Source organism: Paenibacillus sp. GM1FR (genome assembly GCF_002803315.1).
GTDB classification, from domain to species: domain Bacteria; phylum Bacillota; class Bacilli; order Paenibacillales; family Paenibacillaceae; genus Paenibacillus; species Paenibacillus amylolyticus.
This window is the reverse complement of record NZ_MKZL01000011.1, coordinates 1,109,632-1,125,707: the sequence shown is the minus strand read 5'-3', so window position 1 is coordinate 1,125,707 and position 16,076 is coordinate 1,109,632. Positions and strand designations below refer to the sequence as shown.

Genomic DNA, 16,076 nt, shown 5'->3' with positions numbered 1-16,076 from the left:
CTATTGTACATCAAAGAAAACAAGGATCTTCTTTCTTCCTAATTACCAAGTTCATCTGCATCCGCAATTCCACTCAATAGATAGTTCGACCTTGTTCATCCGCAATGCCGCTCTTGCGATAGAAGTAGGTATTGATCATGTCCCGCCATTCCTTTGCATGTTCGGCCTGGTTGTCCTGTAATGAAGCAACTTTACTGAAAATGACTGGGTCGATTTTGCCCTCCAGCTGTCTCCATGTCTCGGCTAACGCCTCCGCCTGCGCAACACCTTCAAAGTGTGTATCATAAATATGTTGAATGACCGTTTTACCCGAATGCAGAACATGGGTGTACGGCACGTGATGGAAAAATAAGATCAGCTCATCCGGACAGGTGTCTACGGACTCATAACGATCAGCATTCTCAGGGTGATACTGTGAAGTGTATCCTGTACCGCTGTTCACGGTTCGATCTACACCAATGCCATGACAATCGGCAAAGTGATACGTTCCCCATTTGGAATACTCGTATCCATCTACATTCGGCCCGTAGTGATGTTCTGGATTAACCATCCAACCCACACCGAGAGGCGCAGTGTAATTCTCATAGATATCTAGTGAAGTCAAAAGCATGCCCGTAACCTGCCGCACAACTTCGTCTTCATGTCCAAAAGTGAGTCTCACCCACTCATCGGCAATCTCTTCCGCGGACAGCTCCGGGTTCCACGCAAGTCTTCCATATCCATATAGATTCGCCTGAGCGAGTGGATGTCCTGTCCAACAGGCATCTGCACCAATATTGGATACTGCGGCGAAGCCACTGTATGGTCGTTTATACAGAGAACCGTCCGCAATTCGCTTGATCTCTGAACCTTCGCCTTTGGCGTATGTGTCAAAGTCCAATACTTCTTTCCACTGGGGAACCAGATAACAGAGATGACGTTGTTGCCCCGTATACTCCTGTGTAATCTGAAATTCAATCACCTGATTTGTATTTTCCATAGCACCGAACAGCGGGGATACCGCCTCTCTCACCTGAAAGTCCATCGGCCCGTTTTTGATCTGCAAAATGACATTTTCAGCAAAACGCCCGTCCAGCGGCGTAAAGTGGTCATAGGCTGCACGTGCACGGTCAGTGGAACGATCCCGCCAGTCCTGCTTGCAGTTATAGACGAAGCAACGCCAGATGACCAATCCACCGAATGGCCGAAGGGCTTCAGCCAACATGTTCGCACCGTCGGCATGATCACGGTTATACGTGAACGGTCCCGGACGATTCTCGGAGTCTGCCTTGATCAGGTAACCGCCAAAATCGGGAATCGCTGCGTACACCTTGGCCGTTTGAATGTTCCACCATTCCCGTACTTGCGCATCCAGCGGATCAGCTGTACGCAATCCACCAATCTCAATTGGACTTGCGTAGTTGGCGCACAGGAACAATCGAATACCATACGCTCTGAATTCAGCGGTAACCTTCGCCACATCACTAAGATAACGTTCCGTCAGAAACAGGCTCTCACGGCGGTGTACATTGACGTTGTTGATCGATATAGCATTGATTCCCGTGGAAGCGAGCAAACGTGCGTAATCCCGGATGCGTCCCAAGTCCAACGTGAATTCCCCATTATCATAGAAAATGGATTCTCCTGCGTACCCACGCTCAATGCTGCCGTCCACGTTATCCCACTGATTAATCATCCGTAGCGCATTGGCTGGCTGCTCTCTAATGAAGCTCCACTTATTCACAGCGTCATCCGCCTCATGTGCTCTTCCTTGATCCATTGTCAGCTCACGAAGCAGATGGAATGCACCATACAGCACACCTTGGGGAGTCTCTGATCCAATGACCAGTACACCTTCGCTCTTGTTCTCACGAATGATGTACCCTTCCCCTTGAACAGTTGAACGCTCTGTCTCGCTGAACGACCCAGCAACCGAATCGCTCTCTGTCCAAGTGCCGATTCGTATTGCGGGAGCGGAAGCATGATTGTCCCGTTCACTTTCCTGAGCATCAGACAGATGACTGACCGACGGTTTCACGCCATATAACCTCTCCAGTCCCCGTGAAAGTTCGGTCAGAGCTGTTGTGATCACTCCATGGTTCTCTTCCACCAGTATCAGTTTGCTCCATGCAGGAGCCGTCTTTTGGGTAAACTCATTCGCTCTTGGCAATTCAGAGTGATATCCCAGCCACGCATCGTACTGTGGACCCGACAAAGCAGATTGAACGACGGATTGGCTCATTGTACCGCCTCCTTGCTGGCATAGATCTGTGCAAGGTGATTCCCTTTTCCTTCGAGTAGCCATAGAATCGACGTTACACCACGCGGATAGTACTTGCTGCCAACCGCCACACCAGACAGGATCTGGTCACTCCAGCACCAGTAGGATTCCTCCGGATGCAGCAGCCAGTTGACATGGGCCGCGTCTGCTGCCTTGCCTGTCTCATTCCATTCCACACCCAGCAGCTCTCTAGCGATAAACTGGGACAAATAGATTTTGCTCAGCCACGAGTTATTGCTTGTTGAGGACAGTTTCCAGCCTCCATCTTCGAACAGACATGTTCCCGGGACAAGAACCGTCTTCAGATGAGTTTGGAGTGCTTTCAGATAAGGGCCAAAGCGACCATTGACATCCAGTGCTGCTTCACAGCCTGTAAAGTACGGGAACACCAGACCTTCAATCGCCGGAATGATTCGAGAATCATTATTTTCTGCAATAACAGCTGGAATGTAGCCGCCATCAGTCAATTGTGCAGCAATACTGGCAGCGCAGCGATCTGCTTGAAGCCCTGCTTGATGGGACAGATCTGCCAACTTCTCAGTTGCGAACAGCTTCTCCAATGCAACATAGACCGCCCAACATTTACCCGCCAGATAGATATTATTGCGAGACTGACCAAGTGACACATCCAGGCTGTCGTAAGTTGTAATCTCCGCTCCACCTTGGGTACGACTGCTATCCAGACCCATCAGACCGTTACGCTGCTCTGCGTCGGGATGGTCACGATTAAGCATGCTTTCGAAGCAATCCTCGATAACAGGCAACATGTTTTTCACAAAAGCTTGATCCTGTGTCTGTTCAATGTATACTGTCGCGCAGCAGAGCCAGTTCACCAGCTCCTCGTGGCTCATCTGTGAGAAACAGTCGTCAATGCCAACCAACTCATATGCCGAGTGTCCAGGGCGTGAGAACACATTGGCAACACCAATATCATGGGTAAAGGTAATTCCGCCCGGATATAACTTCTCTTCCCCCGGGAAACGAACCTGATCCGTATAACTGTATCGTTTCACAAACCACTCCAGCTCATTACGCACCGTCCATGGATTCAAGGCAAGCTCGAAGTACAACTGATCAGCCGTCAGATCAAGTGTGTTCATCATCCGATACTCCCCTTCGTTCACCACCCAGAGTGGCTCACCATCGGCATCCAGCAGTTGAGTACTGGCATAATAGCTGTGAATGGAATGAGCAAGCATGAATGATTGATCTTCGGTCAAAGCAGCCGATCCAAGGCGCTGTTCAACCTCTCCACAGGATGCAGTCAACTCACTAAAGCGTTGTAGTGCATACTCTCCTGCTGCCTGAATATCGGAGAAATAGCGCGTATACCAATACGTTGTATCCATTCCGGTCGTCACAATGCCCCCGCGATAGAAACATACTGCGAATTGATACGTACGTTTCTCTCCAGCCGGAACCTCCATCAGTAGTGCAGCGGTTGAGCCCAGTCCAAATGCCAGATTCTCCCGATGTTTCTCCTGCAACAGTTTCTCCAGCGTAAATCCGCGTGCGGGCCACAGTCCATCATCTGCTGACATAATCGCTGTAAGTCGACCTTGGCCCACACCTGTGATGGAGCCACCTTCCGGTCCCCCAATCAGACGCATCGCAGAGTACGGATCATTGCCCTGATAGCCAAAGTAGGCTTTGCGGGGTTGTTGACCTGCCGTATTGTCAATCGTCATCTCAACCAATACGGCAGGTACGAGTGCATCCATTAATTCTTCACGATCCCCATTCGTTGGATCAGGTACTGGACGTACAGGCGAGTAGATACGGAACGTCAGATCTCCAGCGGTCCACGTATCCGTACCTGAGGTAAATTCACGGGTAATATCTTCATCGCGAAAAGCCGTAATAAGAGGTTTTGGAACTTTGGACGCTGTTGTCGACGCCGTTTCCCCGTTATCCAACTTCTCTACATCATAGCGGCTGCTCTCATCCTCGGAAGCTTCATAAAAAGGAAACGCCTGATAATTGTCGCCATCACGAGATTGTAATCCAATATATACATTCTGGTCTGCCGGCTTGCCGAGTTCAAGACCCAGCCCGCCTTTGGCTCCTTTGTAACCCAGTGTAAAACTCGCAAAAGCACCAATGGGTGCGTGATGTGCATTATAAAAGATGGATTTGGACGTATTCATGAATCATAACCCCTCTCAGAATGGTTGCATACGTTTTCATTAGCCCCATCCTAACACGTGGTTCCACCTCCGACCATGATCAAATCAATCGGATATTTACCCAAATCAAGCTGATAGACTATAATAGATTAAAGCGGTTACACAAAAACATTCCATTAGATATACGTGCGTAATCAAAATCACATTTTTTGAACAACCTCATATGAAGGGGGATCTTCCATGTCTTCAACGTATTTGCCTCCTACTTTGGGAGAAAGTGTCCATGAAGTTTTTTATCCAGATGTACAAACAACGGTCAATCTGTTTGCCATTCATTTACGAAGTGTGGGTATGGACTGGGATTATCCGGCACATGAGCACCCTCAATATGAATTGAATTATGTCACGGAAGGCGAGCAACGCATGATGGTGAATGGTACCCTATACATTCAAAAGGCTGGCGAACTGCTCCTGATTCCTCCGGGAAGCATTCATTCCAGCCAGAGCCATAACGGCAAGGGATTCACGTATTTTTGCATGCATTTTGACATTGATGATCAGTTGTTCTTATCGTTGCTGGCGCGCATCAAACAAGTGCGATTCAGTGCGGATAGTCCGGTTACACAGCAGATTGAGCCGGTTCTGCGCAAATTGATGTCATCTGCGGATGATGAAACAGCAAATACGATGGTACAGCGTATGCAGCTTCAATCTGCGGTATTTGAACTATTTGGCCATCTGTGGGAGGCGGTCTCGAAAGAGGCAGCTCACTGGTTTACCGACGGACACGAGAAGATCGAACTCGCCCACCAGATTCGTAATCGGTTGCAAGGCCTGATGAGTCAGCAATTCAAACAGGGACACGAGTCCAACGGTCACTATGGCATTGATGATATTGCAGCAGAGCTGGGCATCAGTTCTTCTCACTGTAATCGCGTGTTCAGGCAGGTGTTTGGTCAGTCTCCACGTGCTGTATTATCCCAGTTGGTTTTGCATGAAGCGAAGCTTCTTCTGGGCAATCCGAAGCTGTCCGTTCAAAATATTGCCGTCATGCTTGGTTATAAGGATATTGCCCATTTCAGTCGTCAATTCAAGCGCTGGTCCGGCATGTCACCCTCCCGTTACCGACAGGAACAGCCTGCTCTGGAATAGGTCTAGTAGCAGGCTGTTTGTCTTTCTGATTTATTTCAACAAACGCTTAATCAACTTCAGCTTGTTATCATACGGTGGATACAGAATCGGCAGATTCAACTTGGTGCTTTTTTTCAGTACACTTTTGAGATGGGAGAAGGTTTCGAAGCTGTACTGCCCATGATACGAGCCAACACCGGAATGACCAACACCGCCAAACGGCAGACGTGGATTCGCTACATGCGTGATCGTATCGTTAATGCAGCCGCCTCCAAAAGAAACTTCGCGCAGTACTTTGTCCTGAACCCGGGTGTCGGAAGTGAACAGATACAAGGCGAGTGGTTTCGGCCGCTTTACGATTTCTACAATGGCTTCATCAATGTTACGGTAGCTAATGATTGGCAGAATGGGGCCAAAAATCTCATCTTCCATCGTTGCTGCATCCCAGGACTCCGCATCAATTAAAGTAGGTTCAATGAAGCGATCTTCCTCATCCGAAGCTCCCCCATATATCACTTTGGCCTGATCCCGCTCAATCAAAGTCGTCAGACGTTTAAAATGTCCCTTGTTCACGATTCGCCCATAGTCCTTGTTGTGCTGGATATCCGAACCAAAGAAAGACACGATTGCTGCCTTCATCTCTGTAATTAACGGTTCCTTCACGCGCTCATGCACAAGTAAATAATCGGGTGCGATACAGGTCTGTCCTGTATTGAGCAGTTTGCCCCATATAATGCGCTCCGCAGCCACTTTGATATCCGCCTGTTCATCCACGATGACCGGACTTTTGCCTCCCAGTTCTAACGTAACGGGAACGAGATTTTTGGCAGCTGCCTCCATCACAATCTTACCAACCGGTACACTGCCTGTAAAAAAGATATAGTCGAATGGCGCGTTAATCAGCGCTGTTGTTGTATCTTTTGCACCATCGAGCACTTGTACGTATGCCGGTTCGAACACACTCGCAATCATTTCACGTACAACAGCGGACACCGCAGGTGTATTCTCTGACGCTTTGAGCACGGCTGTGTTACCTGCTGCAATAGCACCTACCAATGGTTCGATTAAGAGTTGAAAAGGATAATTAAACGGTCCGATGATCAGAACTGCCCCGTAGGGTTCGGGTATGATATAACTTTTCGAACCCAGGAGCGCCATTTGCGTTTTCACTTTAACGGGTTTCACCCATTTATTCACTTTACGAATGGTGTGTGTGATGCTGTCCATCATAAATCCGATCTCGGTTGTGTAGGATTCAAACTCACTTTTGCCCAAATCCTGATAGAGAGCTTCTGTCAGTCTGGATTCGTACTTTTGAATGGCCTGCTTCAGTTGGGTCAGATGGGCAATTCGAGCTTCTGCCGATCTTGTTGCCCCGGAACGAAAGAACTGTCGTTGCTGCTCTAAAATCTGTTCAACTTCCTGACTGGTTACTTCCTGTATAGTCGTTGTCATATATACATACTCCTCTATTCATTATTGATCAAGCGTTTAAACTTACGAACCTATAAGGCACATGCAAAAGCATGTTTTATCACGATTAATCTACAGACACTCTTCTTCCAAAGCAGCTACCAGTTCCTTCAACAGTTTCACCGATGCATTCAATGAAGCCGAATAATAACGCTGTGTGCCCTTCTGCTCCACAGATATAAGTCCCTTCTCTAACAACAGCTTGAGATGATGAGATATGGCTGGGCGGGATAGGCTGGATTGTTCGGTAATTTCATTCACTGTCATTCTGCCTTTCTCGGTGAGTGTCAGCAAAATGGATTGACGGTGGTTGTCACTTAACACCTGAAATAACGGGATACAGGTTTGAAAAACGCTAATTGCTTTTTGTCCCATGGGTTCACCTCTATACTATTTCTTCTTCATTATTTCTACGTATATTTCTCTGTTTGATGTCTGTTAGTTTAAACATTCGAACCTAATGACTGAATTGTACTCTTTAATCACTTGAACTGCAAGTGAACCATCAACTAAATTTAAAACAATACCGATAAAGCGCTTCCATACTACCATACAAGTATGGTAGTATGGCATTGAAGGAGTTGAAGTTGTGGAATATACCCCAAAGTTATCATCCAAAGCCGGTTTGTTGCCTGTTGCGAGCAATATGTCTTCCATGAATAATAAGCAATCTTACTCAACGCGAGATGTCGTTTACTTCACGCTGAAACAACTCATTTTGAGTCTGAAAATGCCTCCGGGAACAGCTATTTCTGAGAAGGAAATTTCGCTGGAGTTCCAGGTAAGCCGGACACCTGTTCGAGAAAGTTTTGTAAGGCTTGCACAGGAAGGTCTGCTGGAAGTGTATCCACAGCGCGGCACATACGTCTCTCTGATTCAGGTCGATCTCGTTGAGGAAGCACGGTTCATGCGTGAACAGCTCGAACGAGCCGTAATCAGGCTCGCCTGCGAGAACTTTCCGAACGAACAGATGGTCGCTCTTGAACAGAACCTTGCGTGGCAACAGGAATGCAGGGTCAAACCGGATGATGAACGAATGTTCCAATTGGATGAGGAATTCCATAGCACTCTTTTTGCAGGCTGCAACAAAAGCAACACCTGGACTGTTATCCAGCAGATGAATGTACATTTGAATCGAAGTCGCATGTTACGCCTGTCCTCGGACCACCAGTGGGATCACCTGATTGAACAGCACCGGTCTATGGTCAAGGCCATTCAGCAGCATGATGCCGACACAGCAGAGCGACTGATGCAGGAACACTTGCATTTAACTGTCACCGATTTGGCTGTCCTGCAGGATACATATCCGTCCTATTTTCAATGACTGAATTTTTCTTCCTACTATTCATGATGAGGTGAACGTGATGAGAATGGTTTTTCGCTGGTTCGGCGAAGGCAATGATACGGTAACGCTGGATCATATCCGGCAGATTCCGGGTGTTGAAGGTATTGTGTGGGCACTGCACGATGTTCCTGCTGGCGAGGAATGGCCGATGGACAAAATACTCGCTGTCAAAACAGCAGCAGACAAGGCCGGGTTACATCTGGATGTCGTTGAGAGTGTAAACATCCATGAGGATATCAAGTTGGGCCTGCCATCAAGGGATAAATACATTGCAAATTATATTAAAACAATGGAGAAACTGGCTCAGGTGGGTGTGAAGGTCATCTGTTACAACTTTATGCCGATCTTCGACTGGCTTCGCACGGATATGCACAAGGAAATGGAGGATGGCTCAACTGCCCTCTTCTATGAGCACAGTAAACTCGCAGATATAGAACCTCTAGAACTCGTTCGACGCATTACGGAGAACTCCGCACTCACCATGCCAGGTTGGGAACCGGAACGATTGCAGTATTTAACAGGTCTGTTCGAAGCCTACAAGGATGTAACCGAGGAGCATATGTGGGAGCACGCACGTTATTTCCTGCAAGAGATTATGCCTACAGCCGAACGGCTGGGGATTCGAATGGCCATCCATCCGGATGACCCGCCATGGCCAATCTTTGGATTACCAAAGATTATTACAAGTCAGGAGAATGTTCGGAAATATTTGAATCTTTATGATAGCCCTTACAACAGCGTGACACTATGCAGTGGCTCTTTGGGAGCGAATGCTGATAATGACATTATCGGGATGATACACGAGTTCAAGGATCGGATTCCATTTGCCCACATTCGTAATGTAAAAATCTACGATAACGGTGACTTTATCGAAACCTCACATCGCAGTCAGGATGGCAGTGTTGATATTGCAGGGGTTGTTGAGGCTTATCACGATATCGGTTATGAAGGTTATGCAAGACCCGACCACGGTCGTCATCTCTGGGGAGAACAGTGCCGACCTGGGTATGGACTCTATGACCGGGCTTTGGGCATCATGTATCTCTGGGGCGTCTGGGATTCCCTGCAAAGGAGGGCAAAAGCATGAGTGAACGTCAATATGAACGCTCATCTCGTCTTGAAGGCAGAACAGCTGTAATCACCGGAGGTGCTGGAGTATTATGCCGCTCCATGGCGGAAGAACTCGCTCGGCACGGTGCAAGTGTAGCCATCCTGAACCGCACGGTGTCCAAGGGACAGGAAGTTGTATCTGCGATAGAAGCTGCCGGTGGCAAAGCGATTGCTATTGCCTGTGACGTAACCCAGGCCGATAGTGTGCAAGCAGCGGCAGATTCGGTACTGGAACAGCTCGGACCATGTGATATTCTGATCAATGGCGCGGGTGGCAATAACGCCAGTGCCAACACCACAAATGAAATCTTCAGATTGGAAGATCTGGAAAAGAGCGATGTCACTACATTTTTTGATGTGAGTGTAGAGGGATTTCGTCAGGTGATGGATTTGAATTTTGTCGGTTCTCTCATCCCTACTCAAATCTTTGCAAAACATATGATAGAGCGCGATGTTCCCGCTACTGTCATAAACATTTCTTCCATGAGCGCCCCATCGCCCATGACGAAAGTTCCTGCGTATAGCGCTGCGAAGGCAGCCATTAACAACTTCACGCAATGGCTCGCCGTTCATCTGGCCGAATCCGGAATTCGTGTCAACGCTATTGCACCCGGGTTTTTCTTGACCGAGCAAAACCGTAATCTATTACTGCAACCAGACGGCTCACCTACGGAACGTTCCAGTAAAATTATTGCTCATACACCCATGCGCCGTTTTGGCAAACCGGAAGACCTGCTTGGCACATTGATGTGGCTTGCGGATGAAAGGCAGTCCGGCTTTGTCACTGGCACAGTCATTCCGGTAGATGGCGGATTTATGGCGTATTCAGGTGTATAACGATTAACGTGTAAATGAATCAGTTCAACTAATATAGGTATTTAATGAAACCGAAGCTTGGGATACATACCCAGGTTTCGGTTTTTTGCGTTCAAGCATAAGATCATCTAGCGTAGGAAAAGCTTGTTATAATACATGTTCAAAAGCAAACTTTTTAAACAACCTCTTATTAGAGCTACGGTGAACTAAAGGAAGGTGATACATATATGATGGAAGAAACATGGGTTGTTGCCGTACGGTCTATTATTGCCTTTCTGACCCTGATCATCTATACAAGGGTGCTGGGCAAACAGCAGATGGGTAACTTGACGTATTTTGATTACATTAACGGTATTACAATCGGTTCCATTGCGGGTACGTTTGCAACCGATCTCTCGTCCAAGGCGTGGATTCATTTTGTGGCCTTGACCATTTTCACAATCATTACGATCATCTTTCAGTATATTACGCTGAAGAATCGCACCATCTCCAAATTAATGGACTCAGACCCCACATTGATCATCCAGAACGGTAAAATTCTCGAACAGAACCTGAGTAAAATGCGAGTCAAATTTGACGAATTGACCATGATGCTGCGGCAAAAGGATGTATTTGATATTACGACGCTGGATTATGCGATTCTGGAACCGGATGGCAGCCTCTCGATTGTTTTGAAACCTGAGAATCAGCCTGTAACCGCCAAAGACATGCATATGCATCCTCCAAAGAGTAAGCTGATGACTGAGATTATCATTGATGGCCTGCTGATTAAGCAAAATCTGGAGGAAAGACACAAAGATATTAATTGGCTCAGTGAACAGCTTAAGAAACAAAAGATCACGATACAGGATATTGCTTTTGCCGCCATATTGCCTAATGACAAATTGTATGTTGATCTGTTCGAAGATAAAATCACCGAAAAAATCGATATGGGCGATTATGAGGGACCTTTCTAAAATCTTTACATCAAGGAGGCGGTTGAATGAAAACGCGTTTCTGGCTGTTATATGTGCTTCCGATCTTCCTCATTCTTGTATTCGTTGCGATTATGGCTAGCGGAGCCTTTCTCAAAAAGCCCTTTGGCAACGATGATCGCTTGCTTGAATCTATACAAACGTTAGAGAAACAGGTTGAAGGTAAAAAATGGACTGAAGCCAAGTCTCAAGTTAATTACGCAATGAAGGCCTGGGATAAAGTCGTCAACCGCATTCAGTTCAGTGTGGAACGTGAAACGATATATGATATTCTGGGCACGCTTGCTCGGATCAAGGGCGGCGTTGCGGCAGAGGATGATAAGGCGATTATGGAAGAGATTTATTACTTTTATGTGTTATGGGATAATCTTGGAGATTAGGTTCAATATCTTTAATATCAGGCTTGAATATAAGAAGTAAGTCCAACAACAAAAGGCACTATCCTTTTATGAAGAAAGGAAGTGCCTTCTTTGCTTTGATATAACTTTATATCCATTACGCTCTTCGTAATCCCCGAGACCGTGACGATCGCGAAGTGCCTTCTTTGCGGAAAAAGAGACCGAGTGCTCCCTTGGCACACCACAGTGCAAACAAAGCGAACAGCGTGCCCCAAAACAGCGCGGGAAGGAATGTCTGTTGAGCGAGATTCGCTGCATCCCCTGCCCGTGAAGGCTGAGTCCAGGACATAAATCCAACGTATACAGCACTAACAACCGACTCTTCCAGCGTAAGAAACGCCAGTAACAGATAATAGTACTTCACGATCTTGGCACCAAAAATCATAATGACAACGTTCAGTACGATGAACCCGGTCAGCCATAACATGCCGAACTCCCCTCTTACATATAACAGGAGCGACACCAGAGCGACAGCCGTCATAATACCAAGTCCCCACATGTGCAAGCCTTTGCGGTATAAGTAAAACAACAGCAAGGCGAACAGTGATGCACTGATATATCCCGCCAGAGAAACCAGGATCGATCTGCCTGGCGTCAGCATGGAAGAGTAAGTTACACCACTATGATCAGCGTATAATTCAATGCGCAGCACTTTACCGGACAATACCAGTGTCATTAGTGCATGACCGAATTCGTGAATCATCGTATCCAGGTTACGGAACAAGGACGAAAATGGGATGAATCGTGTAAGAAAGACGGAGCCTAGTAGAAAAAGTATCGTATTGACCCACTTATTCAATCGTGCCATACCTCCTTTACCTTCAAGTAAACAAGCCTATCCTTTATATTACGCTTTTTTCACTCGATTCGTTTCGGCTTCCAAACTGTAAGGCACAGTGCTCCATCCACCAGCAGAAGCTCCGATTGTGTCCAATGAAAAAAGAAGATAGATCATAGCGGCCCTTTTCGGCCTCTAGCGTAACGAGCAGTCGATTCCGCATCCGACGGATAGCATAGTGCACGAATTGATCTGCAACCTCACTTTGTATCAGGGTAACATAAGCATAAAGGGAATGATCGACAGGTTCATCAAGCGGACTCACCCCTGCACATGAAAATTCCGTCCTCACGCCCGCACTCTGAAGTATGGACAATGCCTTCACAAGCTCGGCATCAACTTCAACACCGTTCCAAATCTCTGTTTTCTTCGCGGATACTGTATGTTTATCACGTTCCGTCCAGTGCATCAGCTCCAGCTTACGCCGTCTCCACAGATGGGCAGGCTGTTCACTTAACAGCACTTCATGTTCCTCATTTAAATTCATGCAATGCGTCCTCCTGTTCTCCTTGATCCGGTCACCTTATTAAACAAAGAGAGAGCACATCCCTGTGCTCTCTGCTTTGCAAAAAGGCAAAGGAATGGCGATCCATTCCTCAGCATGTTGTATTATTGTACCTTTTTCGGTGACAGGCATCAAACTGATTTTTAATTATTCGTTTAGTGCCAGTTTCAGAGCCTCCAGATTCTGTCTCATCACGCTAATGTAGTCCATTCCCGCCGCAATTTCTTCCTCGGTGAGTCCCTCAATCGGATTCAATACAGCCGTCTTGGCCCCCACTTCACTTGCGATCGTCTCAGACACTTTGGATGAAACCAGTGTTTCGAAGAAAATGGTCTTCACCTGATGCTCTTTCGCAAAATCAATGACAGATGCCATCTGCGCTGCTGAAGGTTCTTGCTCAGGAGACAATCCTGCGATGGGCACCTGTTGCAACCCATATTCCTTGGCAAGGTAACCAAATGCAGCGTGTTGTGTGATGAAATCCTTGCGTTTGCTATCCGTCACAGCCGCTTTGAAGTCCTGATCCAGTGACTCCAATTGAGCAATGTAGGCATCTGCATTCTGCTTGAACTGTTCAGCATGTTTCGGGGCAGCCTGCGCCAAACCTTCTTCAATATTGCGCACTTCCTTTACAGCCAATGCAGGTGACAGCCATACGTGGGGGTCTAGTCCACCGTGATCGTGATCATGTCCTGCTTCTGATTCTGCTTCTGCCTCTGCGTCATGATCATGGTCGTGTTCTTCTGTAGTCGCTTCATCCGCATGCTCATGATCGTGGTCATGTTCTGTTGCCTCTGAATCTTCTTGATGGTGTTCATGCTCTCCACCTTCAAGAAGGTTGATGCCTTTGCTCGCTTCCACCTGAATGAGTGAAGCATTGCTCAGGCTTCCGGTGACCTGATCAATCCAAGATTCCATGCCCGCACCGTTGTATACAAGCACATCCGCTTTTTCAATGCTGGCAATATCTTGTGGTGTAGGCTCCCAATCATGGGGCTCCATTCCTGCTGGAACGAGTGTATGCACATCGGCCAGATCACCTGCCACATTTTTGGTGAACTCATACATCGGGTAGAAGCTGACCTGCACGTTTAATTTTGCGGTTTCCGTCTCGACTGGAACGGAATTGCCTGTCGAAGCTGTATTTGCATCAGAAGCGGATTTTTGTCCGCAGCCTGCGACGATAAGTGTGAGACTGAACAACAATCCGAGCGTAGCTTTTTTACTGAATTTCATGTGATGTATTCCTCCTAGAATGGTTGACCAGAATGACGTGCTGTGATTTCGTTTCTTTGCGGTGACGCTTGCGGTTATATCGTGCAATCAGCTTTTGCGCTGATATTCCAGTCAATAGGATGACCAACAGGATAAGTGCAATTGTTCCTCCCGGTGGTGTATTTAGATGGTAAGATGTTGTGAGTCCGCTAAAAATACCGATTAAACCTGTAATTACCGCGACAATAATCGCTGCTGTAAAACTGCGAGACACTCTTAGTGCCAAGGCAGCAGGCAATACAATGAGAGCAGACACCAGCAACACTCCGACGATCGGCATGGCTGAAGCTACAGTCATTCCTGTCAGAATAGCAAATGCAAACGATAACCCTCTTACCTGAACGCCTCCAATGGAAGCAGTCTCTTCATCAAACGTAAAGTTATACAACGGTCTCCGGAGCAGGATGAAAAAAAGTAAACCAATGACACACACACCTGCCATCATCCACAATTGTATATCGCTAACCGCGACAATAGATCCGAATAAGTATGAGCTGAAGGTCTTGGACAGATTGGTTTTAAGACTCATCAACACTACAGCAAGAGCCAGTCCCGAAGTCATGATGATCGCCACAGGTACCTCGCTGTAGGTTCGGTAGCTTCGCCGTAGTTGTTCAACCAGTAATGCACCGATAATTGCAATGGCGAATCCGCAGATCACGGGGTTAAGATTCATGACCGAACCGAGCGCAACCCCTGCCAGTGAGACATGGGATAACGTGTCTGCCATAAGGACCTGCCGCCTGAGCATCAGATAGACCCCAAGAATTGGAGCGATGACTCCAATCAGTCCACCTGCCCAGAAGGCACGTTGCATGAATTCGTACTCAAACACTGCCATTCCTCACTTTCTTTCCGCTCCAGAGTAATCGTACGATCCAATCGATTCCCCATCTCTTCCAGTCCGTGAGTAACCATAATAATCGTTAACCCATGAACATCAGCATAGTGGCGCATCAGATTGTAAAATCCTTCACGGCTGTGGCGGTCCATTCCCGTTGTTGGCTCATCCAGTACCAGAACTTGCGGTTGCCCAGCCATAGCTCTGGCAATACAGATCCGCTGCTTCTGTCCACCAGACAGCTCACCGACGCGTGTATTCCGATATTCCCACATGCCAACTTCCCGCAAACTGCGTTCAACGATGGCATCCTGCTCTGCTGTGAAGCTGCGGAATAATCCCAGCCTGGTGTAACATCCGGACCGGACCAGTTCATTCACCGTACTGGGAAATCCACTATTAAACGATGCCACCTGCTGGGGCACATAACCGATATTGGACTTGTTCCCACGTTTCAACTGCGGATTCATATGTATCGTGCCGCTCCAGGGCTTCAATAGCCCTAGTAGCAGCTTTAACAGGGTCGTTTTGGCAGAACCATTGGGACCTGTGATGCCTATGAACTCTCCCACATGGATATCCAGCGACAGTTGATCAATGACCGGCTCTTTGCCATATCCAAATACAACATCACGCATGGAGGATAGTATCATGCCTTTCCCTCTTTTCGTAAATATTACGATTTAAAACGAACAAAAAAATTTAGCGTGTTTCCCGGTGGATCGTCATTTTCTTCAAACGTGGGGAGTACTTCTTCATCTCAAGTCTCTCTGGATGGTTACGTTTGTTCTTGGTTGTTGTGTAGTTGCGGTCCCCGCACTCGGTGCAGGCTAAAGTTACAATGACTCTCATGGTTGTTGCCTCCTCTTATTTAATCGTAATTATTACTATTTAATGATATTAGTCTATAGCTTTTCTTTTGTCAACTCCATATCTGTTACAGTAAAATTTTGTATGCACAATATAATTTCATATGATATACTT

At 47.1% G+C, this 16,076-nt stretch carries 16 protein-coding genes; 6 read left to right on the top strand and 10 right to left on the bottom strand.

The genetic code is table 11. The features are described from left to right. Positions 1-73: 73 nt before the first annotated feature. Positions 74-2,221 carry an alpha-glucuronidase family glycosyl hydrolase gene (locus tag PAEAM_RS10770; RefSeq protein WP_100527484.1) on the bottom strand — a complete coding sequence of 716 codons (2,148 nt, stop codon included), beginning with the start codon at positions 2,219-2,221 and terminating at the stop codon, positions 74-76. After that, positions 2,218-4,407, bottom strand: coding sequence for a glycoside hydrolase family 52 protein (locus PAEAM_RS10765; protein WP_100527483.1), 2,190 nt, complete (start codon positions 4,405-4,407; stop codon positions 2,218-2,220). Before PAEAM_RS10765 ends, PAEAM_RS10770 begins: the two co-directional genes overlap by 4 nt. 219 nt (positions 4,408-4,626) lie before the next feature. On the opposite strand from PAEAM_RS10765, the gene PAEAM_RS10760 reads away from it, so the two are divergent. Beyond that, positions 4,627-5,538 carry an AraC family transcriptional regulator gene (locus PAEAM_RS10760; RefSeq protein WP_100527482.1) on the top strand — a complete coding sequence of 304 codons (912 nt, stop codon included), beginning with the start codon at positions 4,627-4,629 and terminating at the stop codon, positions 5,536-5,538. Between the two features lie 30 nt (positions 5,539-5,568). Here PAEAM_RS10760 and PAEAM_RS10755 read toward each other — a convergent pair whose 3' ends face one another. After that, positions 5,569-6,972, bottom strand: a complete 1,404-nt coding sequence (locus PAEAM_RS10755) for an aldehyde dehydrogenase (RefSeq protein WP_017688209.1) — start codon at positions 6,970-6,972, stop codon at positions 5,569-5,571. 90 nt (positions 6,973-7,062) lie between these two features. Then, a complete protein-coding gene (locus PAEAM_RS10750; RefSeq protein ID WP_100527481.1) occupies positions 7,063-7,365 on the bottom strand; it encodes an ArsR/SmtB family transcription factor in 303 nt (100 codons plus the stop codon). Positions 7,366-7,636: 271 nt separating this feature from the next. Here PAEAM_RS10750 and PAEAM_RS10745 point away from each other — a divergent pair, with 271 nt between their 5' ends. The 5 genes from PAEAM_RS10745 to PAEAM_RS10725 all read left to right on the top strand — a co-directional run bounded on the left by PAEAM_RS10745 (position 7,637) and on the right by PAEAM_RS10725 (position 11,615). Beyond that, a complete protein-coding gene (locus PAEAM_RS10745; protein WP_026081054.1) occupies positions 7,637-8,314 on the top strand; it encodes a GntR family transcriptional regulator in 678 nt (225 codons plus the stop codon). Positions 8,315-8,354: 40 nt separating this feature from the next. After that, positions 8,355-9,422: a mannonate dehydratase gene (gene uxuA, locus PAEAM_RS10740; RefSeq protein WP_100527480.1), complete on the top strand. Its 1,068-nt coding sequence runs from the start codon at positions 8,355-8,357 to the stop codon at positions 9,420-9,422. Next, positions 9,419-10,282 carry an SDR family oxidoreductase gene (locus tag PAEAM_RS10735; protein ID WP_100527479.1) on the top strand — a complete coding sequence of 288 codons (864 nt, stop codon included), beginning with the start codon at positions 9,419-9,421 and terminating at the stop codon, positions 10,280-10,282. Before uxuA ends, PAEAM_RS10735 begins: the two co-directional genes overlap by 4 nt. Before the next feature lie 206 nt (positions 10,283-10,488). Then, positions 10,489-11,217, top strand: a complete 729-nt coding sequence (locus tag PAEAM_RS10730) for a DUF421 domain-containing protein (RefSeq protein WP_100527478.1) — start codon at positions 10,489-10,491, stop codon at positions 11,215-11,217. 26 nt (positions 11,218-11,243) lie between these two features. Then, positions 11,244-11,615 (top strand): DUF4363 family protein, encoded by a 372-nt coding sequence (locus PAEAM_RS10725; RefSeq protein WP_076328606.1) that lies wholly within the window; start codon positions 11,244-11,246, stop codon positions 11,613-11,615. Between the two features lie 115 nt (positions 11,616-11,730). Here the strand turns inward: PAEAM_RS10725 and PAEAM_RS10720 are convergent, their stop codons facing one another. The 6 genes from PAEAM_RS10720 to rpmG form a co-directional block, all read right to left on the bottom strand. Continuing rightward, positions 11,731-12,432, bottom strand: a complete 702-nt coding sequence (locus tag PAEAM_RS10720) for a M50 family metallopeptidase (RefSeq protein WP_100527477.1) — start codon at positions 12,430-12,432, stop codon at positions 11,731-11,733. 43 nt (positions 12,433-12,475) lie between these two features. Next, a complete protein-coding gene (locus tag PAEAM_RS10715) occupies positions 12,476-12,958 on the bottom strand; it encodes a hypothetical protein (RefSeq protein ID WP_100527476.1) in 483 nt (160 codons plus the stop codon). 165 nt (positions 12,959-13,123) lie between these two features. Further along, complete coding sequence (locus PAEAM_RS10710) at positions 13,124-14,212, bottom strand: metal ABC transporter substrate-binding protein (protein ID WP_100527475.1); 1,089 nt, start codon at positions 14,210-14,212, stop codon at positions 13,124-13,126. After that, complete coding sequence (locus PAEAM_RS10705) at positions 14,199-15,092, bottom strand: metal ABC transporter permease (protein WP_047843303.1); 894 nt, start codon at positions 15,090-15,092, stop codon at positions 14,199-14,201. The genes PAEAM_RS10710 and PAEAM_RS10705 overlap by 14 nt, the downstream gene beginning before the upstream one ends. Beyond that, positions 15,038-15,745: a metal ABC transporter ATP-binding protein gene (locus tag PAEAM_RS10700; protein WP_100527474.1), complete on the bottom strand. Its 708-nt coding sequence runs from the start codon at positions 15,743-15,745 to the stop codon at positions 15,038-15,040. Before PAEAM_RS10700 ends, PAEAM_RS10705 begins: the two co-directional genes overlap by 55 nt. A 49-nt stretch (positions 15,746-15,794) precedes the next feature. Then, complete coding sequence (gene rpmG / locus PAEAM_RS10695) at positions 15,795-15,944, bottom strand: 50S ribosomal protein L33 (RefSeq protein WP_036613813.1); 150 nt, start codon at positions 15,942-15,944, stop codon at positions 15,795-15,797. Positions 15,945-16,076 lie beyond the last annotated feature (132 nt).